Consider the following 23,124-nt stretch of genomic DNA (forward strand, 5'->3'; position numbering starts at 1 on the left):
AGTTCTATTTCTTTTCTTCTTCTGATAATTGTGCATATTCTTCATCTGTAAAAATCCTAGATACTGTAATAAACTGATATCCTAAATCTATCTCTAATGAAAAAGAATTACCAAAGGCACTTTTTTCTTCTTTAACATCAACAGTAATATGAGAGTGTCTAAAATACTCAAATTGGTCTTTATCTATAAAGAATTCACATCCACATAATTCACCTAGTTTTATATTTCTACTTGGAACATAAAAATCACCTTTTGCATAACACATAGGTGCAGTTCCATCACAGCAACCACCACTTTGGTTAAATACTAATTCACCATGTTCTTCTTTTAATTTCTCTACAACCTTAGCAGCTGCTTCTGTTATTGCTACTCTTTCTATACTCATAATAAATCCTTTATATTATGTTATAACAAAAAAAATGCATAGAAGAAAATCTTCTATGCATTTATCATATTCTTTTTAAGCTTAGGTCTAGAAGAATCCCATTGCATCTTTTGAGTATGAAGTTAAAATATTTTTTGTATGTCTGTAAGAGTTTAACATCATCATATGAGTTTCTCTTCCAATTCCTGATTTTTTGTATCCACCAAATGATGCATGAGATGGGTACATGTGGTAACAATTTACCCAAACTCTACCAGCTTCAATTCCTCTTGAGAATTTATGTAATTGGTGAGCATCTCTTGACCAGATTCCTGAACCTAATCCGTAAATTGTATCATTAGCAATTTCTAATGCTTCTTCTTCAGTTTTAAATGTAGTTACTGCAAGTACTGGTCCAAAAATCTCTTCTTGGAAGATTCTCATTTTATTATGACCTTTGAAGATTGTTGGTTTAATATAGTTTCCATTTGGATATGTTTTATTATCATATGCTTCACCACCAATTAAACACTCAGCACCCTCTTCTTTACCAATTTTGATATAAGAAAGAATTTTTTCTTTTTGAGAAACAGAACATTGAGCACCCATTTTAGTTGTAGGATCTAGAGGGTTTTCTTGTGTTATTGCTTCAATTCTCTCTAAACATCTTTTCATAAATGGCTCATAAATTGATTCTTGAATTAATGCTCTTGATGGACAAGTACAAACTTCACCAGAATTAAATGCGAATAATACTAAACCTTCAATCGCTTTATCAAAGAACTCATCATCAGCATCCATAATTGATTCCATGAAGATGTTTGGAGATTTACCACCAAGCTCTAATGTTGAAGGAATAATATTTTCTGTTGCATATTGCATAATTAACTGACCAGTTGTTGTTTCACCTGTAAATCCAACTTTTTTAATATCTGGATGAGTTGATAAATGCTTACCAATTTTTCCACCAGCACCATTAATAATATTAATTAAACCTTTTGGAAGAACATCTTGAATTGTTTCCATTAAAATTAAAATTGACATTGGAGTTGCAGATGCAGGTTTTAATACTACTGCATTTCCAGCTGCTAATGCAGGTGCAATTTTCCATGCTGCCATTAATAATGGGAAGTTCCATGGAATAATTTGTGCAACAACACCTAAAGGCTCATGAATTTCTTGAGAAATTGTATTTTCATCTAAATCAGAAACATCACCAGACTCTCCTCTAATTACAGAAGCAAAATATCTAAAGTGATCAACAACTAAAGGTACGTCAGCTGCAAGTGTTTCTCTAACTGCTTTACCATTATCTAAAGTTTCAGCAATTGCTAAATTCTCTAAGTTTGCTTCAATTGCATCAGCAATTTTATTTAACATTGTAGATCTTTCAATTACTGAAGAGTGCTTAAAAGATTCAAATGCAACAAGACCTGCTGCAACTGCTGCATCAACATCAGCTTCATTAGATCTTGGAATTCTTGTTAAAACTTCATTATCAACTGGTGATACATTATCAAAGTATTCTCCACTTAAAGGTGCAACCCATTCTCCACCAATGAAGTTTTCGAATTGTGATTTATATTGAGGTTTAGTATATGCCATTTTTTTTCCTTTTATTTGTTTAATTTATGAAAAAACATCTTCTTTAAAAAAGTGATTGTTTTTCGCTTAGTGAAATTCTACATGAGTTTTATAGCGTGAATTTAGCGTTTGTATAGCCTGAGTATAGCGATGCGTTTTTTTGTTACAATTTCCCTATTTTTCGAGCTTTTTAAGCTTTTTTTTTCTTTAAATTTTTTATTTTATATGCTACAATATTTTATGAAGACATTTAACTATACATATAATAACAAAGCACTTGATACCTTAATTGATTTTAATTCATTTAAAAATGAAAAAAACATATTAATTCAGATATTTTGTGGAGATAAAAAATCAATCTTAAAAGAGATTGCTACAAATATACTAGATAACTTGCCTCAAGCTATTTGTATTGGATCATCTACTGATGGAGAAATTAATAATAGTAAAGTAACAACATGTAAAACTGTTATATCTATTTCTACTTTTGAAAATACAAAATTAAAAACTGCATTTGTTAGAAGGAAAGACTCTTTTAGTAATGGTGTTGATTTAGCAAAAGAGTTGTGTACAGAAGATACAAAATTACTTATTACATTTAGTGATGGAAACAAAACAAATGGAGAATCTTTTTTAAAAGGTATTCAATCAGTTAATCATAATGTTATGGTATCTGGTGGAATGGCAGGAGATAATGCAAACTTTAGACAAACATTTATTTCATCACAAAATCAAATAGTTACAAATGGTGCAGTAGGAGTTGCATTAGATTCAAAAGTATTAAAAGTATGTAATGCTTTTAATTTTAATTGGTCGCCTATTGGAATAGAGCATACTATTGATAAAGTTGTTGATAATAGAGTTTATCAAATATCTGGAATGAAACCTTTGGATTTTTATGAAAAATATTTAGGAGAGTATGTTGCAAAGGCATTGCCTGCAACTGGTATTGAGTTTCCTTTAATTGCACAAAGAAATGGTCTTCCTGTTGCAAGAGCAGTAATTGCTAAACATAAAGATGGCAGCTTAAGTTTTGCTGGAAATTTATATCAAGGAGATATTGTAAAACTTGGCTTTGGTAATGTTGAACTTATTATGAATAATCCACTAGAGTCCTTATTTGATACTTGCAATATAAAAGATACTCAATCCTTTTTCATATATTCATGTATGGCAAGACGACGATATATGCCAAGTATGGTTGATATTGAAATCAAACCCTTTTCATCAATAGCTCCAACTTCTGGGTTTTTCACCTATGGTGAGTTTTATCATGACAATGGAAATAATGAATTATTAAATCAAACTTTTACAATTGTAGCTTTAAGTGAAATAGAAGATAGTAAAAATGATAAAAAAACATCTTGCGAAATACAAAGTGAAACACAGCCTATAAGTGAACATGCAAGAAGTTTACAAGCACTTACACATTTGATTCAACAATCCTCACATGATTATAATAAACAATCAAAAGAGTTAGAAGAAGGAAAGATTTATGCACAAAATCTAGTAGATTCTCAAAAACAATTTTTAAAACATGCAGTTCATGAAACAAATACTCCTTTATCAATTATTATGGGAAATATTGAAATGTATGAAATAGAGCATGGGAAGAATAAGCATTTATCAAATATTGAAGTTGCTATGAAAAATATCTCTAGTATATATGATGACTTATCTTATTTAATAAAGAAAAACCAAGTAAATGAAGCAACTCATGAAATAAACTTAGTTGATTTTGTAAGATCTAGAATTGACTTTTTTACACAATCAGCTATAAAATTTAAATCAGAATTTAACTTTTCAAGTCAAAGAAAAGAGATGCTAATAAATTTTAATGAAATTAAACTTCAAAGAATTGTAGATAATAATCTTACAAACGCAATAAAATATTCCTTACCAAATGAAAATATTCAAGTTAGAATGAATGTAATGAATAATGACTGTCATTTAATAATAGAGAGTCGCTCTAAACAAATTTTAGACCAACAAAAAATATTTGAAGAGTATTATCGAGAACAAATAAGCGACCAAGAAGGATTTGGACTTGGATTAAACTTAGTAAAACGTATTTGTAGTGAAGAAAATGTTGGAATACAATTAGCATCTGGTGAAAATTGGTCATCATTTACATATATATTTAAGGAAATAAAATGAAAATATTACTATTAGAAGATGATGTAATGTTAAATGAGATGATAAGTGAATACTTATCATCAACAGGACATGTAGTAAAAAGTACAACTACAGGACAAGAGTGTTTAGAAACTCTAGATAAAGAAAAGTTTGACTTACTTATTTTAGATATTAATCTACCTGATGTTAATGGCTTTACAATACTTGAAACACTTCATGAACAAAAAAGAATGGTTCCAACTATTTATATTTCTGCATTAATTGAAATAGAAGATATTTCAAGAGCCTTTGATATTGGATGCCATGACTATTTAAAAAAACCTTTTCATTTAAAAGAACTTACAATTAGAATAAATAAAATATTAAAAACAACAATTGTTCCTCAAAAACATAAAAGATTATCAAAAAACTACTCTTATGATAGTGAAACAATGACACTTTTATTTAATAATGAACCTCAAATATTACCAAAGAGGCAAATTCAAATTATTGAATTACTTGCACATAATAGAAGTTTAGTTGTTCAATATGATATGTTTAGAAACTATGTTTGGAATGATGACTTTATAGATAATGCAACAATAAGAGCTGAAGTAAATAGAGTAAAAAAAGTTTTAAAAGAAGATTTTATTAAAAATATCAGAGGAAGTGGATATATGGTAGAAAGACCTAATTGAAATTTATTTTAATAAGTTTTTATTATTTAAATAATAAATCCTAAAATACCATAAATACTTTATTTAGGTATCTAAAAGTCAATTTTAATAAGTTTACCTTATAATTAAATTAATTTTCATTTAATAATCATTATCCTAAAATTAGGTATTAACTTAAAGGAGATAGTAATGAAATTAGTTAAATCACTAAGTATATGTCTATTGGGAGCGAGTTCTTTATTTGCATCATCATTAATTGAAAAAGCTGTGGATAATGGTTTAAAAGCAATTCCTGCAAATAAAGCAGAATTAATGAAATTAATTGATGATAAAAATGATCCAATTACAAAAGAGAAAGTTGAACTTGGAAAAAAGCTATACTTTGACCCAAGACTTTCAAAAAGTGGAATAATCTCATGTAATACTTGTCATAATATTGGACTTGGTGGAGCAGATGGAATTCCAGCTGCTATTGGTCATGGATGGACAGCAAATCCTCATCATTTAAATTCACCAACAGTTTATAACTCTGTATTTTTTAAAGCACAATTTTGGGATGGAAGAAGTCCTCACTTAGCAGATCAAGCACAAGGTCCAATTCAAGCTGGTCCAGAAATGGCTGCACCACCAAAACTAGTTGAGCAGAGAATAAACTCAATCCCTGAATATGTAAATGAATTTCAAAATGCATATGGAAAAGATGTAAAAGTAGATTTTAAAAAGATTACTGAAACTATTGCAACTTTTGAAAAGATTCTAGTTACTCCAGCACCTTTTGATGACTATTTAAATGGTAATGAAGATGCATTATCAAAAGAAGAAAAAGCAGGACTTAATACTTTTATAGATAAAGGCTGTGCATCGTGTCATACTGGAATTGCTCTTGGTGGAACTATGCAGCCTTTTGAATTAGCTACAAAATATAAATTTGCATCTGTGGGAGATTTTAAAGGTAATGAGCAAGGTATGGTAAAAACTCCAACTTTAAGAAATATTACTGAAACTGCTCCATATTTCCATAATGGACAAATCTGGTCTTTAAGTGAAGCTGTAAAAGAGATGGGTTCTGTTCAGTTAGGAATAAATATATCCAATAAAGAAGCTGCATCAATTGTGACTTTCTTAAAAGCACTCAAAGGTATAAAACCAGATATTGCATATCCTCAACTTCCAGAATCTACAATTAACACTGCAAAACCTGAGTTTAACTAAAAAAAGAGGCTAAAACCTTAGCCTCTTTTTTAAATATTTTATTTTTAAAAGCTTATTGAAACATAAAAACTAATATCAAACTCATCATCTTCACTTAAATAATTATTCTTTTTGTATTCAGTATATGATGGTTTTGTAGTTGTTTCATACTCACTATTTGGAAGCCATTCATGATAAACCCAATGAATAAACTTTAATACATCTCCTTTTTTCCCTTTTAAATCAAATCTTGCATAAACACCTTTTGCAATATAAAAATCTGGTAATCTATCACTTTTAATATCTTCGTCTTCATCTGGGACTATACATGCAATATATTGACATTCACTTAAAGGTGTAATAGTTGGATTATCATGAAAAAGTGCAATTTGCTTATATGATTTTATATCATTACTTAAAACCCATGTATATAACTTTTGCCATGTATTTGTAATATTTACGTTATAGCCTTTATTTCTGATGTAAAAACTCTTTAATGATGACATTTTAACAATTGTTGGTCTTAAATTAGAAAAATCTGCTGTAGAATTTCTGGCTATTAATGATTGTTTTAAAATTTCTTGTGAGTACTCTTTATATCCACCAGTTCTCCACTGTTTTGGCGTTTGATTAAATCTTTCTTTAAAGATTTTTATAAAAGAAGATTGAGATGAGTATCCACAAATATTTGCTATATTTGAAATTGTTGATAATTTATTTGTTAAAAGTAAGTTTGAGGCTTTTTGTAACCTTATTGATTTTATACTCTCATAAATATTTCTGCCAAATGCTTCTTTAAAAATACGGTGCATATGGAATTTACTTACATTTAAATCTATACTTAACTCTTCTATATCAATATCTGTATCAATATGAGTATAAATATAATACATAATATTATTTGCTATTTTTGTTCTTTTTTTTAGAGTTTCTTTTTTCATAATTAATTATAGCACAAAAGAAGTATAAAAATAGCACTAATAAACAATTTATAAAGCACAAAGAAAGAAGAACTATTTTCTTAAAAATCCTACAATAAGGAACTTTAAATATTTTAAGGGAGTTTATATATATGGATCAAGATAAACAATTTAAATTAGCGTTAAATCAATGTAAAACAATTAACTTAAAAAAAATGAAAATAGATACTTTTTTACTTGTTATACATTTTTTACTAAAAGATTATAAAAAAATAGATCCAAATAAAACTACAAATCCTACAACAATATGTGCAAGTAAAGAAGAGATACTATTTATTAATAATAGTGTAGCAAATTTAAAAAGCTATCTTGAAAATAATATTATTATTAGTGATACCCTATTTAGTATATTTAAAGAACAAAACAAATCCCTAATTTTTGATAAACTTTCACGAAATCTTGAACCAATGAAAATCTACTATAAATATCTTATTAATACTTTTTCAAGTAGATTAAAAAATGGTTCAGATTGGATTCCAGAACTTCTAGCTTTTAGTTTAATTTACAATTATAAAAAAGAGCATAATAAATCTTTCCTTTCTTATCCAGAGCTCGAAAAACTTCCTATTGAAAAAATTGTAAATATATATAATAAAAACAATTTAGAACTAAAAAAAAGAATTTCACAAAAAAATGGTACTTCTGTTTGGAAAATAAAAACAAATATTGATGAGATGTATAATGTTTCAGAACTAATGGTTATGAAATATCTAAACTACACTTATAAAATAAATCCATCTAGAAAATCAAAAATTAGAGATAAGAGAAAGAAACATTAAAATAGTTGTTTCTTTCTTTTTTGTTAGTTTATTTATTTAAGTAGTTAATTCTAAAGAGTTCTTTCTATTTCTATACCATATTTTAGCATCAGTAGTTGCTAAACTCTCTTGAACTTTATCTGTTACTACATGATGAAAATCTGATTTTGAACAAACAGGATCTGCTTCATTCATATCTCCTGTTAATGCAAAAGCTTGACATCTACATCCTCCAAAATCTTTCTCTTTTTCATCACATGAGGCACATGTTGGATTCATCCAAGAATCACCTCTAAAATAATTAAAAGCATGAGATTCATTCCAAATTTGTTCAATTGAGAAATCTTTTACATTTGGAAACTCTAATGGTAATGTATTAGCTGTATTACAAGGAAGTGCTATACCGTCTGGATTAATAGTTAAAAAAGTAGTTCCCCATCCATTCATACAAGCTTTTGGACGGTCTGCAAAATAATCAGGAACTACAAAAAATACTTTCATAGCTTTTTCTTTACTTCTGTAAAAATCTGTTACTTTTTTTGCTTCATCTAACTGCTCTTGTGTTGGAAGTAGAGCATTGATATTTTTTAATGCCCATCCATAATATTGAATATTCGCAATTTCTAAATAATTACCACCAAGTTCATCTGCAAACTCAATAATTTCACCTACTTGGTGAATGTTTTGTCTTGTAATACAAGTATTAATAATAAGTTGAAGACCAGCTTCTTTTACTTCTTTTGCAAAGGCTATTTTTTCATCATAAGAGTTCTTATTATTTGTAATTAAAGTCATTGTATTTCTATCATGAGATTGAATTCCAAGTTGCACAGTTTTAAGTCCTGCATCTTTAAGTTTTTGTACTATTCCTTTTGGAGCTCCAACGCCAGAAGTAATCAAGTTTGTATAAAACTTTTTGTTATTTGCATACTCTACAATTTCAACTAAGTCTTTGTTTAAAAGTGGTTCACCACCAGAAATCCCAAGTTGTACTGCACCCATATCTCTTGCTTCATCCATTACTCTAAACCAATCAGTTTTACTCATAGCATCTTTTGTATTCGTAAAATCAAGTTGATTATAACAATATGAACATTCTAAAGGACATTTATGAGTAAGTTCTAAAAGTATCCATAGTGGTGGTTTTATTTCATTAGTCATTGTAAATCACCCATTTTCTATTCATTGCATCTTCTAAGAATTCTTTAACATCTGTTAATAAACCTACAAGGTTAAACTTCTCTTCTAAAGCATTTGTAATATCTATAATAGTATTTTTTCCATCACAAAGATTCATAATTTCACCAGCACTTTGGCTTAATTGAACCATTCCTTCTGGATATAAAAGGACAAAACAGTTTTGTTTTTCTTCCCATTGTAATTGAAAGTGCGTATTAATCGCAAGTGATTTTTCTAGTTGCATTACAATCCTTAATGTTAAAATATGGTGGTCTTTTTAATTCATAAGCTAAGTATAAAGCATCACACATTGTCCATAGAATATCTAATTTAAACTGTAATATTTCACAAGCTCGATTTTGTAACTCTACTGTATCAAACTCAACTAATGTCATTGAAAGTCCGTGCTGAACATCACGTCTAGCTTCACTTAATCTTTTTTGAAAATATCTTAAACCATTTTGCTCTATCCAAGGATAATTTTTAGGCCAAGTGTCTAATCTTTGTTGATGAATTTGAGGTGCAAACATTTCTGTTAATGATGACATTGCAGCTTCTTTCCAAGGACTTCTTCTCGCAAAATTTATATATGCATCAACTGCAAATCTAACTGCTGGTAATACAAACTTATGAGAAAGTAAATCTTCTTTTTTTAAGCCAACTGCCACTCCTAAATCTAACCAAGCTTCAATTCCACCACCAACACTATCATGATCTAAAATTCTATCAACCCATTTTCTTCTATCCTCAATAGGTGGATTATTAGACATAATTGCTGCATCTTTAATAGGAATTGCACATTGATAATAAAATCTATTTGCTACCCAACCTTGTATCTCTTCTTTAGTACAAGACCCCTCATACATTCTTACATGAAAAGGATGGTGAATATGGTACATTGAACCCATATCTCTTAGTTTTTTTTCAAAATCTTCTTTACTTAACAGTTCACTCATTTTTATTCCTTTTCTTATATTTCAATACTCATACCATCATATGAAACTTCAATTCCATGTGAGATAAGCTCTTTATATTCATCATTTGCTTCATCTAAAATAGGATTTGTATTATTAATATGGATTAATATTTTTCTTGGTTTTTCTAATTGGTCAAATATTTTAATTAGGCCATTTTCTCCACTTAATGGAAGGTGTCCCATATCAGTTCCTAGTTTTTGTGAAAACTCACCTTTAATCATTTCATCATTTGTCCAAAGAGTTCCTTCAACTAAAAGAACATCAGCTTTTTTCATCTCTTCAAAAACATGGTCTTCTAAAACACCAAGGCCTGGAAGATAGAATAGTCTTTTTCCTGTATTTTTATTTACTACAGTAATACCAATATTATCACCCTTTCTTGGATTATCTCTATGTTGTGAATATGGTGGTGCATTTGATATTAATGAATGTGCATAAAACTCATAAGATGGCATTACAGGTATTTCAAATTTTGTAGTACTATTTGGAATTATCTCATTCCATTTTGTTCCTCCACCATCCCAGTGTTGTAACATCTTAAATAAAGGAAAAGAAGTATTAAGCTCTTCATTTACTTCTTTTGTACAATAAACCTCATGAGGACAACCCTCTCTTAACATTAAAAGTCCAGTGGTATGATCAATTTGTCCATCATTAAAAACTATTGCTTTTATTTTAGTTTCTCTTTTTTTACTTGGATGTAAAAAAGGTGAGTTATGTATTTGTTCTAAAATATCAGGTGAAGTATTAAATAATACCCAGTTCTCACCATCTTCACTAACAGTAATTGAAGATTGAGTTCTTCTTTTAATTGTTTTTTTACCTTCTCGATAACCTCTACAGTTATCACAGTTACAATTAAATTGAGGAAGACCTCCTCCAGCACCTGAGCCTAAAACTTGAATTCTCAAAATAAATCCTTTTATTTTTCATTAAAATAAGCTCTTTAAAAAAGCTCATTTAAATAAAAAAAGATTAAAGCCTAAGCTTCAATCTTTTAAATCTTAAATGAAATTATACTGTACAAATGTACATTGTAACTTCAAAGCCAAATCTATTATCTACGTAAGTTGGTTTTTTCCATTCCATAATAATCTCCTTTCATTAAGATTTTATTTCTCTTTTCTTATCTATGTAATTTAAATACGTGAACTGATCCACCTTGATTTAAATACTTAACAGTTTTTGCAACTTCACCACCCCATAAAGGAACAGCTCCACCCCAACCTGCAACTACAGCAATATATTGGTCTTTACCTTCTTTCCAAGTAATAGGAGAACCTACGATTCCAGTACCTACATTAAACTTCCAAAGAATTTCACCAGTTTGATCATCAAATGCTAATAACTTACCTTCAGGAGTACCAGTAAATACTAAACCACCACCAGTAGTTAAAACTCCACCCCATAATGGTGCAGGATTTTTATAAGTCCATTTAGTTTCACCAGTTTTTGGATCAATAGCTTTTAAAGCTCCAATATGATCTTTAAATGTTGGTTTAATAGTAAATCCAGCACCTAAATAAGCTGCACCTTTTTTATACGCAACAGGTTTATTCCAAATATCCATTCCCCACTCATTTGCAGGAATATAGAATAATCCAGTATCTTGTGAGAATGCCATTGGATTCCAGTTTTTACCACCTAAGAAAGATGGAGTTGAGTAAACCGTTTTACCTTGTTTATCTGCACTTGGTTTTCCAGGTCTGTTATCTTCATTAACAATTGGTCTACCATTTTCATCCATACCTTTTGCCCAAGTAATATTTTCAACAAAATTTGTTGATCTAATATATTTACCTGTAACTCTATCTAATACATAGAAGAAACCATTTTTATCAGCAGTAGCTCCTGCTTTAATCATTTTTCCATTTTTATCTTTGTATTCAAAAGCTACAAATTCAGAAATACCATCATAATCCCAACCATCATTTGGAGTTGTTTGGAAATGCCAAACAATTTTTCCAGTATCTGGGTTAATTGCTACTCTTGAAGCAGAATAAAGGTTATCACCTGGTCTATCATGTGAATTCCAAGGAGCTGGATTTCCAGTTGGAACATAAATTAAATCTGCATCTGGGTCATAAGTAACACCATTCCAAGGAGCAGCTCCACCGTGTTTCCATAAATCACCTGGCCAAGTTGCATTAGTTTGTCCAGTAATTCCATTATCTTTACCATTTAAAGTACCCATATGACCTTCAACCATTGGTCTAGTCCATACAATTTCACCAGTTAATGGATTTCTTGCATCTAATTGTCCAACAACACCAAACTCACCACCAGAATTTCCAGTAATTAGTAATCCTTTTACAATTAAAGGAGCTGCTGTATAAGAGTAACCATCTTTATAATTAGCAATTTTCTTTTTCCACTTAACTTTTCCAGTTTTTCTATCAAGTGCAACTAATTTTGCATCTAATGTTCCAAAAATAACTAAATTTTGGTATAATGCAGGACCTCTGTTTATTACATCACAACAAGGTAAAATAGCACCTGGTAATCTTGCATCGTACTGCCAGATTTCTTCACCAGTTGCTATATCAATAGCATACATTCTTGAATAAGATGCAGTTACATACATAACACCATCTTTAACTAAAGGTTGAGCTTCTTGACCTCTTTGTTTTTCACCACCAAATGAAAAATTCCATACTGGAACTAAATCTTTAATAGTCTTCTTATTAATTTGATCTAAAGATGAATATCTTTGACCTTTTTGACCTAAACCATATGTTACAACATCTTCAACAGTTTTAGCATCATTTGCAATATCAGCATCAGTTACTGGTGCAAAACCAGCATTTGCAGATAACATTGTTACAGCACTTGCACTTAAAAGTGTAGATAGTGTAACTTTAGCTACATTATTCAGAAATTTATTCTTCCCCATTCCTCTCTCCTTAAGGTTATCTTGGCAACTTTTCGTTGTCTAGTTGAAAGTATACATGAGAAATATAGCCTGAATATAGGCATGAAAAAAAGTGTAGTTTTTTATTAATTTTAAGCTTTATCTTTTTAAGACATTTTTAGTGTTATAGCCTATAAAGGCAAGGCTTAGAGTGATTATAAAGATAGCAATTATAATTAAAAAAGAATTTAATTCAAATTTTAAATATAGTGTAAATCTTACAAATTCAACTATATAAGTAAATGGATTTAGTACACAAACTTGATATAAAAAAAGGCTTGAATCTTTTATTTTCCATAAAGGGTATAAAGCTGAAGATAAAAAGAACATTGGGAAAATTACAAAGTTCATAACTGAAGCAAAATTTTCAAGCTGTTTTATAACTGAAGAGATAAATAAAGCAAAAGCATTTAAAATAATTGATGTAAATAAAATTACAGGAATTGCAAGAAAATATCCTAAAGTTGGAATATCAATTCCATAAAAAAAAGCGATTACTAAAAATACACTAGCTTGAATTGTAGAAACAATACCTGTTGCAAACATTTTACAAAATAAAAGATATGACCTTGAAATATTTGATGTTAAAAGTATTTTCATAGAACCCATTTCTCTATCAAAAATCATTGCTAGTGAACTTTGCATTCCATTAAAAAGTAAAATCATTCCAATAAGCCCTGGAACTATATATGTTTCATACGTTATATATGTTTCATAAGGAGGAATAATTGCTAAACCTAATGCCGATTTAAAACCAACAGAGAAAATAAATAACCATAATAAAGGTCGTACAAGAGCAGAAAAAAATCTACTTTTCTGTTTTATAAAACGAAGTAATTCTTTATATATGATTCCTAAGGCACAATAATACAGTTTTCTCATTTTACTACTTTCGCTTTTTACTTTGTTAGGTATTCAAAAACTTGAGTTAATGAATCCTTATTATTTTCTTTTACAACATCTTTTACAATTCCAGAAGCAATTATCTCACCTTTTTTGATAATGGCTACATCATCTTCATCATCAATTTCATCAAATAAATGAGTAATCCATAAAACAGAAATACCTCTTTTTTTTACTATTTGCTTAACATAAGAAATGATTGAGTATCTACTTTTCACATCAAGACCTGAAGTTGCTTCATCAAGTAAGATTAGTTTTGGATTATCTATTAATGCACGAAGAATCTCAACTCTTCTTCTATGCCCTCCATTTAAAGAACGAACTTTTACATCTAGTTTTTCTTCTAACTCTAAAGTTTTTAACTCTTCTTGTATTGAAGACATTGTTTCTTTAAATGAAATTCCTTTTAAAGAACCATAAAAGATTAGATTTTGTTTTACTGTTAAATCTAAATCTAGTGTTGGTTCTTGAAAAACAATCCCAATACTTTCTAATGCTTTTTTATAGTTTGAAATAGGAAATGAGTTTATAAATATTTCGCCCTCTTGCAATTTAAGTAGTCTTGTAATTAGTGCAAAAAGAGTTGATTTTCCTGCACCATTTAGTCCTAAAAGAACTAAAAACGATGCGGGTTTTATATTTAGGTTTATATTTTTTAAAACTAAATCTTTATCATATTTATAAGAAACATTTTTTATTTCAAGCTGATTTTTCATTTACCCTACTTTGTTGGTTTAACTGCAATTCCCCATGGGAATCTTCCTACTTTTATTGTTTTTTCAACTTTTAAAGAATCTACATCAATAATTGAAATATCTGAACTAACACCATTTGTAGTATACAGTTTTGTTTCATTATTTGCTAAACCTAATTGCCAAACTCTTTTTCCAACTAATAAATATTTAATAACTTCATAAGTTTTAGCATCAACTACTGCTACATGATTAGCAGGCCCAAGGGCTACAAAAGCATATTTACCATCGCTTGTTAGTTTAATACCAACTGGCTGAATTTTATCTTTATAAATACCTGGAATTTTAAAAGAAATTTTACCAAGTGATTCTTTTGTTTTTGTATCAAGAACTATTACAGTTCCACCAATTTCACTTGATGCCCAAACCTTATCTCCAGTTTTTGAAAACTCAATGTGTCTTGGTCTTTCATCAACTAAAGTATTATGAATAATCTCTTTAGTTTTAGTATCAATCCAATGTAAAAAGTTAGATGTTTCAGATGAATTAATAGCTACAGATCCATCTGGACTTACAGCCATGCCTTCAGGCTCAATTCCAACTTCAATCTGTTTTATAACAGTTTTATTAACTGTATCTACAACTGTTACAATACCATCATCTTCATTTGATATATAAAGTTCAGTTCCATCTGGATGTAAAGAGAACTGCTCTGGATCTTCTCCTGAGGGAAGATTATATAAAATCTTCCCAGTTTTTGTATCCATTGCTTGAACAGTATCATCATCACTTGCGCAAATATATAATTTTGAATAATCACTAGTAAGTGTAATTCCTCTAGGTCTTTGACCTACTTCATAAGTTTTAACAACTTCATTTGTAACTGAATCAATTACAGAAATAGTATTATCTTTTTCATTTGATACAAATATTGTATCTGCAAATAGAACTGAACTTAAAATAGTAACTAATCCAAGTTTCTTTAACATTTTTATCTCCCTATATATTTTATATTATTCAACTATAATAATAGCTCTTTCTCTATCACTTTTAGCAGTTGGTAAACCTAAAGTAAAAGTTCCAGGTTTAATTGGAATAAATGTAAGTTCAATCTCACCTTCATCATCAAATTCAAAACTATCAATTCCTAATGGTCTTACTTCAATATCATTAATAGATACTTGATTTACCCAGATATTTCTAAAAAACTCAGCTCCAACAATAGGTACTTCTCTTGAACCATCACTTTTTAAAACTAACTTGTAGTATTTACCTGCTTCTAATTTATAAGGTTCCGTAGCTAATGGTTCACCTGCACTAATATTAATAGGTGCTAATGTAGTTCTTGAGTGTAATAAACCCTTTAAATTCTTTGCAGATGCAAACTCTGCTGTTATAAATACCATCATTAGTAACATTGCAATTTTTTTCATTTTCTATCCTTTATTTCTTTGATTATGAAAGTGTAGTAAATAATTATAGCCTCAGTTTAGCAATATATAAATTTGCTAAACTGAAGCTATAAAAGTTATATATACTAAAAGAAAAAAAGAAGGAATGACCATGAGAATAGTACTATTTATTACACTTTTATTTTCATTTATAAAAGCAGATATTTTAGAAACAAATATTTTATATTTAGAGCAAAAGATACAAAGGCCTCCAGTTTTATCCAATGTTATTGAAATACCAGAAGACTTAGGAATACAAGGAGCTAAAATTGCTGTGAAAGATTCAAATAAAACAGCAAGGTTTTTAAATCAGAAATATAATTTAATAGAAAAGATTTCATCTGATAAAAAAGAGTTATTATCTTCACTAGAAAAATTTATAAATGAGAAAAACTCTTTTGTTTTATTAAAAGTTGAAGATGATTTTTTAAAAGAACTTATTAAAAATCCTTTATTTAAAAAAGCAGTATTTTTTAATATTGCAAATAAAAATTCAGATTTTAGACAAAGTTTATGTAATAAAAATCTTTTACATACTATTGCTTCAAATGCAATGTTATATGATGGCTTAATTCAATTTTTAGTAAAAAGAGATTTTAAAGATATCTTTTTAATTTCAGGAACAAAGCAAAAAGATTTACAAATAAAAAAAGATATTAAAAGAGCAATAAAAAAGTTTAATGCCAATATAATAGAAGAAAAACAATGGGCTTATAATACTGATATTAGAAGAAAAGCTGCTGATGAGTTACCAGTCTTTACACAAGCTAAGGATTATGATGTAATTGTTACAGCTGATAATTATGGAGATTTTGGAGAATTTGTTTATTTTAACTCTTGGCTTCCAAGACCACTTGCAGGAACGCAAGGACTAACTCCAAAAACTTGGCATAAAGTGATTGAACAATGGGGTGCAGCACAAATGCAAAATAGGTTTGAAAAGTTTGCTTCAAGATGGATGGAAGATGAAGACTTTGCAGCTTGGATTGCTATTAGGACTATTGTTGCAAGTGTAAGTAAAACAAAAAATAATGATATGAAAACATCTTTAGATTATATTTATTCAAAAGATTTTGAATTAGGAGCTTATAAAGGAAGAAAATTAACATATAGAGATTTCAATGGACAAATAAGAATGCCAGTTGCGCTTGTTCAACCTAATGCTTTAGTTTCAACTTCACCTCAAGATGGTTTCTTACATCCAACTAATGATTTAGATACTTTAGGAATCGCTTCATTTCAAGTAGAGTGTAAAAAGTAAATGAGATCTTTTATAGTATTATTCATTTTTTTAATATTTTCATTAAACTTGCAAGCAGAGTATAAAAAAATAGTATATTCTGATTATGTCGTTTATGAAACTTCAGGCAAATATGAAAATATTATATTTACTCTATTAGATGAAATAAATCAAAATGGTTTTATCTCATCTTATAGAGCAAATATTGGAAATGCTGTAAAAAACATCTCATCATTTTATAAAAAAGAACCTATTTTTACTAAGGCTGAAAAAATAGGTTTTTGTAGACAAACACTAACTTTAGAAATGATGGAAGAAAACCCAAATAATTTAATGTTTTGTCCCTTATCAATAGCTATTTATGAACTTGTAAATAAAAAAGGTACTGTAAAAATAGTTTATAGACTTGCAGAAATTTCAAATAAAAAAAGTAATGTTTTACAAAAAGTCAATAAAGAAATTTTACAACTTATTGAAAATAGTTTAGAATAACTTTTTAGATTATACTTCCAGATAAAATATTAGGATGGTTTTTTAAAATTTTATCTTTTATTTTTTCTATTTCTAAGCTTTCTAGATTTGAAGAATAATCATCTATATTTTTGTAATCTAAAACTATTTTCATAGGTTTTGAATCTAAAAAGAGTATTCTTTGAGATAAAGATACTGCCTCTTTTAAATCATGTGTTATAAAAACAACAGTTGGTTTATATTTTTTATAAAACTTCATAAAATCACTTCTTAGAGCCTGTGCAGTTGGATAATCTAATGAAATAAAAGGTTCATCTAATAATAAAATGTCAGGTTTATTTATAAAGGCTCTAACTAATGCAGCTCTTCTTTGCATTCCACCTGATAACTCTTTGGGATATGAATTAATATACTCTTTTAATCCAACCTCAATTAATGATTGTAAAATTAATTCTTCATCTTTTGTCTTTGAAATAAGCATTATATTTTCAAAAATTGTAAGCCAAGGTATTAATCTTGAATCTTGGAACATTATCCCAATATTAATATCTTCTATATTTTCTTTATTAAAAAATACGGAACCTAAATAATCTTTATCTATATTTGATATTATGTTTAATAGCGTTGTTTTTCCACAACCAGAGGGTCCAATAATTGATATAAATTCACTTTTCTTTACTTCGAGTTTTAAATTTTCAATAATTTTATTATCATGATATTTCTTTGAACTTATATTTATATCTAACATTTTATCTCCACTGATTTGCTTTTTGCTCTAAGGGTCTTAGAACATATGTCTCAATCAATAAAATTACAATAATAAAAGCAGAAGAATAAGCCATAATACTAGAAATATCAAAAAATTGGAAAAACATAGATAACTGAAATCCAATACCTGAACTTCTACCTAATAATTCTACAACTAAAACAATTTTCCAAATTAAAGATAATCCTGTTCTTGCACTTGCCATTATATATGGATATATTTGTGGTAAAAATATCTTATTTAAGGTATCTATTTTTGAAACTTTATATATTTGCGCAATTTGCATATATTTTAATTCTACTGTTCTAGCACCTTCTCGTACTGTTACAATAACTGTTGGAACCTTATTAATAATTACAGCTAAAAGTGCAGCTGTATCTGTTAATCCAAACCATATATAACATATGATAATCGTAACTAAAGCTGGAATATTTAATCCTATAATAAGTAAGGTATCCAATGCTGTATCTATTTTTTTATATGAACCCATTAAAATACCAAAGAACACTCCAATAACCATTGCAATAAAAAAAGTAATTGCAACTCTTGCTAATGTAATACCTAAATGATAAAGAAGTTCACCCTCACTTAAATGAAAAGCTAAACTTTTAAAAACATCTACAGCAGTAGGGAAAGTATCAGAATTTATTAAAAGTGCTAATGTCTGCCATATAATAAATATTCCTAATATAGAGATAAATCTTGATTGACTTGGCATTGATTATTCTACCATTTGATATCTGGTGTAAAATTCCAGAATGTTTTATTATCTAAAAAGGTACTATTTCCTACTAGTTTTTTTCCACCCTCTTTATATAAAATATCAAATACTTTTTTAGAATTTTCAATATGAGTTATTGAAAAGTTTTTTACAATTCCGTTTATATATCCATCTTTTAAAGATGTAAACATTTCATCATTTTTTACTTTCATTAAGGGTTTAATTCTATCCCATTCTTTTTCTGAAGTACTTAATAGTTTTTTCGTTTCATAAGATGCTTGTAAAAAACCATTTATTGCTTTTTTATTTTTATTTGCAAAATCACTATTAAAAGTCCAACCAATAAGAGGGATTTCACTACTTATATTAAACTCTTCTAGAATTTCTTTTACACCTAATAATCTTTTTAATCCTTTAGATTCTAATTTTGCATTAAAGTGCCAAAAGTTTATTGAAGCATTAAGTGATTTATCTAGCATCTTTTTATATAAAATAGGAGGGGCTGCAAATACAGGATTTACCATATTTTTTAAATCTTTATTATATTTATTTTTATAATAAGCTCTAAATAACAGCCATGTTTTATCAACACTTCCACCTGCTATTCCTAATCTTTTTTGTGATAAGTCTAAAAGTGACTTGATTTTTTCGTCATTTACATATAAAGCACCAACAGCTTTAGAATAAGGATAAAAAGAGATATCTTTTCCACTTGCTCTTTGTCTATTTACCCAAACCCAATCATTTACAATAATATCAACACTATTTGATTGTAAGGCAATTGAAACTGCATTTTTAGAAGCTAACTTTACAACTTCAACTTCTATTCCATATTTTTCATCAAGTTTATTATGTTTTAAAACATCTAATTCCCAGTTTACTGTTCCAAATGCTAAAACACCAATTTTTATTTTCTCATTAGCAGCTAGATCTATTATTGCAATAAACATTAATATAAGTATTTTTAATTTCATAATAACTCCTTGAATATTTTGACAATTGTAATAGAAAATTGTAGCCTGACTATAGCAAATAAGAATTCTATCTAAGCGCTATAATCAAGCTATAAAATAAATATATACTTCCATAATGAAAAGACAAAAAGGATAAAAATGAAAAATTTAAAGAAAATTGCACTTGTAGTGTTAGCAACATCTACATTAGCATTTGGTCATGGAGATGTAACTCCTCAAGCAGTTGAAACTAAAGGTTTAGAAAAAGTAGCAGCAGACGTAATTGTTAACCCATTTAGAGATAATGAAATTGCAATTGAAATTGGTAAAAGTGCTTATAATACTAACTGTGCAAGATGTCATGGTTTAGGTGCCGTTTCAGGTGGTGTTGCACCTGATTTAAGAGCACTAGATCCAAAAGATGATGATATTGATGAGTACTTTGTTACAAAAGTAATGGAAGGTGCTGTTAGAAATGGTAATGTTTATATGCCACCATTTGGAGAAGTTTTATCATCTGAAGCAATTTGGGCAATTAGATCATGGGTAGAGACTTTACCAACAGACGATTTATAGGATAAATCATGTTATACAAAATTACATTTCTAATTTTTATACTAATATCAAACCTAAATGCTAGGTCAATAGAAGAAATCCAAGAATCTGGTGATATTATAATTGCAATTTATGAGAATTTCCCTCCTTATTCGTATGTAGAAGATGGTATTGCAAAAGGAATTGATATTGATTTAGGAAAAGAGATAGCCAAATCAATGGGTGTTAAACCTACTTGGTATTGGACTGGTTCTGATGAAACATTAGATGATGATTTAAGAAATGTAATTTGGAAGGGGCATTTAATCCACAAAACAAAAGCGGATGTAATGCTTCGTATACCATATGATTATGAATTTATTAGAGAAAAAGATAAAAGTACAGGTGAGTTAACAAATGAACTTGTAGTAATGAAAGCTCCTTATCATGCTGAAAGTTGGGTAATAGCTACAAATAAAGAAAAAATTCCTGAGATAAATACTCTTGGTGTTTTTATGTATAATAAAATAGGTGTTGAACTCGATACTCTACCTGATGCACATTTAACATCATCATTTATGGGAAAACTTAGATCTAATGTTATTCATTATCCTTCAATTTTGACAGCAATTGATGATTTAAAAAGTGGAAAGATACAAGCAGTTGCAGGATTAAAATCACAACTAGAATATGGTCTTAATTATAGTAAAAATCAAGACAAGTATTTTATGACTAAGAAAATAGATTATGTAAAATCTAAGTGGGATTTAGGAATTGCTGTACGAACTGACTTTAGGCCTTTAGGCTATGAAATTGAAGGCTTTATTGAAGATTATGTACGAAATGGTGTATTAGAAAAAATATTTAAAAAATATAATGTTACTTATGAGATTCCTCTTGCTTTACAATAAAAATTAAACTTAAACTTTAAAAGGTAAGCTATGAAAAAAAGTATTAAACATATAGTAAAAGCAGTTCTTTTACTATTAATAATAAATCAAACAAGCTTCGCTAAAGACCCTCTTAACTCCTCTGTTTGGACAGAAACAATTAAACAAATGATTGGAGATGACAAATACATCTTTGATGATGAAAATGTAAAAGTTAATGTACCAAAATTTGCAGACAATCCACTTCAAGTTCCTATATTTATAGATGCTACAAAAATAGAAAAACCAAAACGACTTTTAGTTTTTGCAGATATTAATGCAATAGTTAAAGTTGCTGATTTTGAATTAGGACATATGAAAGCTATTTTATCTTTAAATATTAAAGTGGCCCAAGGAACACCTCTAAGAGCTGCAGTAAAAGATGAAAATGGATTATGGCATATTGGAAGTTCTAATATAAATAGTTTTGGAGGAGGATGTTCTGTTGCATCAGAAGCTAGTAAAATGGAGAGCTTTGAAGATTTATTAGGTAAAACAAAAAGTAAAGTTTGGAAAAAAGAGAATAACTACAGAATAAAATGGTCAATTTTTCACCCAATGGAAACGGGACTTTTTGTAGGAAATCCATCTTTTCATATATCTAAAGTTGATATAAAGCTTGATTCTCAAACTATTGGAAAAATTGATTTATATGGTTCTGTTAGTGAAAATCCAAGAATTACCCTTGAAACAAATGTAGGGAATGGAGCTTATAAACTTTTTATAAGAGATACTGATGGTAATGAATTTGAATTAAAAACAAAAATATAGGAGTAAAAAATGAGACTAGTTAAACAAATATTACTCTTTATTCTTTTTTCACAAATTTTATTTGCAAATGAATATAACTATAATCTAAAACCTAAAAAAATTGCAGAAAACACTTATGTACTTATTGGTAAAAAAGAGTTTTTTACAGTACATAATGGTGGTAATATCTCTAATACTGCTTTTATTATTACAAAAGAAGGTGTTATAGTTATTGATACAGGCTCTTCTACTAAATATGGGGAGCAAATGATTAAAGCAATAAAAAAGATCACTGATAAACCTATTGTAAGTGTTATAAATACACATCATCATCCTGACCATTTTTTAGGTAACTCTGCATTTAAAGATGCTGAAATCTTAGCTACTAAATATACTAAAAAAGATATTGAAGAAAATGGAGATTTATATATAGATAATCTTATGAATCTTACTTATAAATGGATGCAAGGAACAAAAGTTAAAGCTCCAAATAAAGAGTTAGTGGAACTAAAAAATAAATATATAAAATTAGGTAAACACAAACTAAAAGTTATTTATCTTGATGGCCATACAAGCTCTGATATTGCTTTGTATGATGAATATACTAAAACTTTATTTGCTTCTGATTTAATTTTTTATAATAGGATAGCAGCAACTCCTCATGCTAATATAAAAAATTGGATAAGAGCCTTAGAAGATTTAAGAAAAGTGGATTTCAAAGTTTTAGTTCCAGGACATGGTCCAATAGCTACTGATAAAAAACCTTTTGATCAAGTAAAAAGATATCTTATTTATTTAGATAAAACTTTAAAAGATTCAGCGGAAGAAGGGCTTAGCGTCTTTGAAATATTACAACTTCCTAAGCCAAAAGAGTTTGCAAATCTTGCTATGATTGAAGATGAATTTGAAAGATCTGTTATAAATCTTTATCCAAAATATGAAAATGCTTTAATGGAATAAATAGTAGAAAACTCTACT

Annotated in this window: 26 protein-coding genes; 10 read left to right on the forward strand and 16 right to left on the reverse strand. The window is 28.4% G+C overall.

Annotated elements, in window-relative coordinates; genetic code table 11:
• Nucleotides 1-4: 4 nt before the first annotated feature.
• The gene (locus tag GBG18_RS00950; RefSeq protein WP_152187533.1) at nucleotides 5-385 is read right to left on the reverse strand and encodes a DUF779 domain-containing protein; all 381 of its coding nucleotides are present in this window, start codon (nucleotides 383-385) and stop codon (nucleotides 5-7) included.
• Nucleotides 386-472: 87 nt separating this feature from the next.
• A complete protein-coding gene (locus GBG18_RS00955) occupies nucleotides 473-1,969 on the reverse strand; it encodes an aldehyde dehydrogenase family protein (RefSeq protein ID WP_152187535.1) in 1,497 nt (498 codons plus the stop codon).
• Nucleotides 1,970-2,188: 219 nt separating this feature from the next.
• Between GBG18_RS00955 and GBG18_RS00960 the strand changes: the two genes are divergently transcribed.
• The 3 genes from GBG18_RS00960 (at nucleotide 2,189) to GBG18_RS00970 (ending at nucleotide 5,952) form a co-directional block, all read left to right on the forward strand.
• Complete coding sequence (locus GBG18_RS00960) at nucleotides 2,189-4,105, forward strand: FIST N-terminal domain-containing protein (protein ID WP_152187537.1); 1,917 nt, start codon at nucleotides 2,189-2,191, stop codon at nucleotides 4,103-4,105.
• Nucleotides 4,102-4,761 carry a response regulator transcription factor gene (locus tag GBG18_RS00965; protein ID WP_152187539.1) on the forward strand — a complete coding sequence of 220 codons (660 nt, stop codon included), beginning with the start codon at nucleotides 4,102-4,104 and terminating at the stop codon, nucleotides 4,759-4,761. The genes GBG18_RS00960 and GBG18_RS00965 overlap by 4 nt, the downstream gene beginning before the upstream one ends.
• Nucleotides 4,762-4,929: 168 nt before the next feature.
• Nucleotides 4,930-5,952: a cytochrome-c peroxidase gene (locus GBG18_RS00970; protein WP_152187541.1), complete on the forward strand. Its 1,023-nt coding sequence runs from the start codon at nucleotides 4,930-4,932 to the stop codon at nucleotides 5,950-5,952.
• Between the two features lie 44 nt (nucleotides 5,953-5,996).
• Here GBG18_RS00970 and GBG18_RS00975 read toward each other — a convergent pair whose 3' ends face one another.
• Nucleotides 5,997-6,872 (reverse strand): AraC family transcriptional regulator, encoded by an 876-nt coding sequence (locus tag GBG18_RS00975; RefSeq protein ID WP_152187543.1) that lies wholly within the window; start codon nucleotides 6,870-6,872, stop codon nucleotides 5,997-5,999.
• A 131-nt stretch (nucleotides 6,873-7,003) separates the two neighbouring features.
• Here GBG18_RS00975 and GBG18_RS00980 point away from each other — a divergent pair, with 131 nt between their 5' ends.
• Nucleotides 7,004-7,690, forward strand: coding sequence for a hypothetical protein (locus GBG18_RS00980; RefSeq protein WP_152187544.1), 687 nt, complete (start codon nucleotides 7,004-7,006; stop codon nucleotides 7,688-7,690).
• A gap of 36 nt (nucleotides 7,691-7,726) precedes the next feature.
• Here the strand turns inward: GBG18_RS00980 and pqqE are convergent, their stop codons facing one another.
• The 10 genes from pqqE to GBG18_RS01030 all read right to left on the reverse strand — a co-directional run bounded on the left by pqqE (nucleotide 7,727) and on the right by GBG18_RS01030 (nucleotide 15,764).
• Nucleotides 7,727-8,830, reverse strand: coding sequence for a pyrroloquinoline quinone biosynthesis protein PqqE (gene pqqE, locus GBG18_RS00985; RefSeq protein ID WP_152187546.1), 1,104 nt, complete (start codon nucleotides 8,828-8,830; stop codon nucleotides 7,727-7,729).
• Complete coding sequence (pqqD, locus tag GBG18_RS00990; protein WP_152187548.1) at nucleotides 8,823-9,092, reverse strand: pyrroloquinoline quinone biosynthesis peptide chaperone PqqD; 270 nt, start codon at nucleotides 9,090-9,092, stop codon at nucleotides 8,823-8,825. The genes pqqE and pqqD overlap by 8 nt, the downstream gene beginning before the upstream one ends.
• Nucleotides 9,064-9,804 (reverse strand): pyrroloquinoline-quinone synthase PqqC, encoded by a 741-nt coding sequence (gene pqqC, locus GBG18_RS00995; RefSeq protein ID WP_226896360.1) that lies wholly within the window; start codon nucleotides 9,802-9,804, stop codon nucleotides 9,064-9,066. Before pqqC ends, pqqD begins: the two co-directional genes overlap by 29 nt.
• Before the next feature lie 14 nt (nucleotides 9,805-9,818).
• On the reverse strand, nucleotides 9,819-10,736 hold the full coding sequence (gene pqqB, locus GBG18_RS01000) for a pyrroloquinoline quinone biosynthesis protein PqqB (protein ID WP_152187553.1): 918 nt from the start codon (nucleotides 10,734-10,736) through the stop codon (nucleotides 9,819-9,821).
• Nucleotides 10,737-10,839: 103 nt separating this feature from the next.
• The gene (gene pqqA, locus GBG18_RS01005; protein WP_071626476.1) at nucleotides 10,840-10,914 is read right to left on the reverse strand and encodes a pyrroloquinoline quinone precursor peptide PqqA; all 75 of its coding nucleotides are present in this window, start codon (nucleotides 10,912-10,914) and stop codon (nucleotides 10,840-10,842) included.
• Between the two features lie 37 nt (nucleotides 10,915-10,951).
• The gene (locus GBG18_RS01010; protein ID WP_304621416.1) at nucleotides 10,952-12,718 is read right to left on the reverse strand and encodes a PQQ-dependent methanol/ethanol family dehydrogenase; all 1,767 of its coding nucleotides are present in this window, start codon (nucleotides 12,716-12,718) and stop codon (nucleotides 10,952-10,954) included.
• 117 nt (nucleotides 12,719-12,835) lie between these two features.
• The gene (gene pedC / locus GBG18_RS01015; protein ID WP_152187555.1) at nucleotides 12,836-13,618 is read right to left on the reverse strand and encodes a lanthanide ABC transporter permease protein PedC; all 783 of its coding nucleotides are present in this window, start codon (nucleotides 13,616-13,618) and stop codon (nucleotides 12,836-12,838) included.
• A 17-nt stretch (nucleotides 13,619-13,635) separates the two neighbouring features.
• Nucleotides 13,636-14,355, reverse strand: coding sequence for an ATP-binding cassette domain-containing protein (locus tag GBG18_RS01020; RefSeq protein WP_152187556.1), 720 nt, complete (start codon nucleotides 14,353-14,355; stop codon nucleotides 13,636-13,638).
• Nucleotides 14,356-14,360: 5 nt separating this feature from the next.
• A complete protein-coding gene (locus GBG18_RS01025; protein ID WP_152187558.1) occupies nucleotides 14,361-15,320 on the reverse strand; it encodes a PQQ-dependent catabolism-associated beta-propeller protein in 960 nt (319 codons plus the stop codon).
• Nucleotides 15,321-15,344: 24 nt separating this feature from the next.
• On the reverse strand, nucleotides 15,345-15,764 hold the full coding sequence (locus GBG18_RS01030; RefSeq protein WP_152187560.1) for a cupredoxin domain-containing protein: 420 nt from the start codon (nucleotides 15,762-15,764) through the stop codon (nucleotides 15,345-15,347).
• 130 nt (nucleotides 15,765-15,894) lie between these two features.
• On the opposite strand from GBG18_RS01030, the gene pedA1 reads away from it, so the two are divergent.
• Together pedA1 and GBG18_RS01040 are read left to right on the forward strand one after the other, a co-directional pair.
• Entirely contained in the window at nucleotides 15,895-17,043 is a 1,149-nt protein-coding gene (pedA1, locus tag GBG18_RS01035; protein ID WP_193311040.1) for a lanthanide ABC transporter ABC transporter substrate-binding protein PedA1, read from the forward strand.
• Nucleotides 17,044-17,514 carry a DUF302 domain-containing protein gene (locus GBG18_RS01040; protein WP_152187563.1) on the forward strand — a complete coding sequence of 157 codons (471 nt, stop codon included), beginning with the start codon at nucleotides 17,044-17,046 and terminating at the stop codon, nucleotides 17,512-17,514.
• Between the two features lie 4 nt (nucleotides 17,515-17,518).
• On the opposite strand, the gene GBG18_RS01045 is transcribed toward GBG18_RS01040, so the two are convergent.
• The 3 genes from GBG18_RS01045 to GBG18_RS01055 are packed head-to-tail and all read right to left on the reverse strand — an operon-like array spanning nucleotide 17,519 to nucleotide 19,954.
• Complete coding sequence (locus GBG18_RS01045; protein WP_152187565.1) at nucleotides 17,519-18,241, reverse strand: ABC transporter ATP-binding protein; 723 nt, start codon at nucleotides 18,239-18,241, stop codon at nucleotides 17,519-17,521.
• Between the two features lies 1 nt (nucleotide 18,242).
• Complete coding sequence (locus GBG18_RS01050; RefSeq protein WP_152187567.1) at nucleotides 18,243-18,977, reverse strand: ABC transporter permease; 735 nt, start codon at nucleotides 18,975-18,977, stop codon at nucleotides 18,243-18,245.
• A gap of 8 nt (nucleotides 18,978-18,985) precedes the next feature.
• Nucleotides 18,986-19,954, reverse strand: coding sequence for an ABC transporter substrate-binding protein (locus GBG18_RS01055; protein WP_152187568.1), 969 nt, complete (start codon nucleotides 19,952-19,954; stop codon nucleotides 18,986-18,988).
• Between the two features lie 138 nt (nucleotides 19,955-20,092).
• On the opposite strand from GBG18_RS01055, the gene pedF reads away from it, so the two are divergent.
• The 4 genes from pedF to GBG18_RS01075 are packed head-to-tail and all read left to right on the forward strand — an operon-like array spanning nucleotide 20,093 to nucleotide 23,106.
• On the forward strand, nucleotides 20,093-20,509 hold the full coding sequence (gene pedF / locus GBG18_RS01060; RefSeq protein ID WP_152187570.1) for a cytochrome c-550 PedF: 417 nt from the start codon (nucleotides 20,093-20,095) through the stop codon (nucleotides 20,507-20,509).
• Between the two features lie 8 nt (nucleotides 20,510-20,517).
• Nucleotides 20,518-21,378 (forward strand): substrate-binding periplasmic protein, encoded by an 861-nt coding sequence (locus GBG18_RS01065; RefSeq protein WP_152187572.1) that lies wholly within the window; start codon nucleotides 20,518-20,520, stop codon nucleotides 21,376-21,378.
• A 30-nt stretch (nucleotides 21,379-21,408) separates the two neighbouring features.
• On the forward strand, nucleotides 21,409-22,167 hold the full coding sequence (locus GBG18_RS01070; RefSeq protein WP_152187574.1) for a quinoprotein dehydrogenase-associated SoxYZ-like carrier: 759 nt from the start codon (nucleotides 21,409-21,411) through the stop codon (nucleotides 22,165-22,167).
• 9 nt (nucleotides 22,168-22,176) lie between these two features.
• Entirely contained in the window at nucleotides 22,177-23,106 is a 930-nt protein-coding gene (locus GBG18_RS01075; protein WP_152187576.1) for a quinoprotein relay system zinc metallohydrolase 1, read from the forward strand.
• Nucleotides 23,107-23,124 lie beyond the last annotated feature (18 nt).

The organism is Poseidonibacter ostreae (assembly GCF_009208075.1).
Lineage (GTDB): Bacteria > Campylobacterota > Campylobacteria > Campylobacterales > Arcobacteraceae > Poseidonibacter > Poseidonibacter ostreae.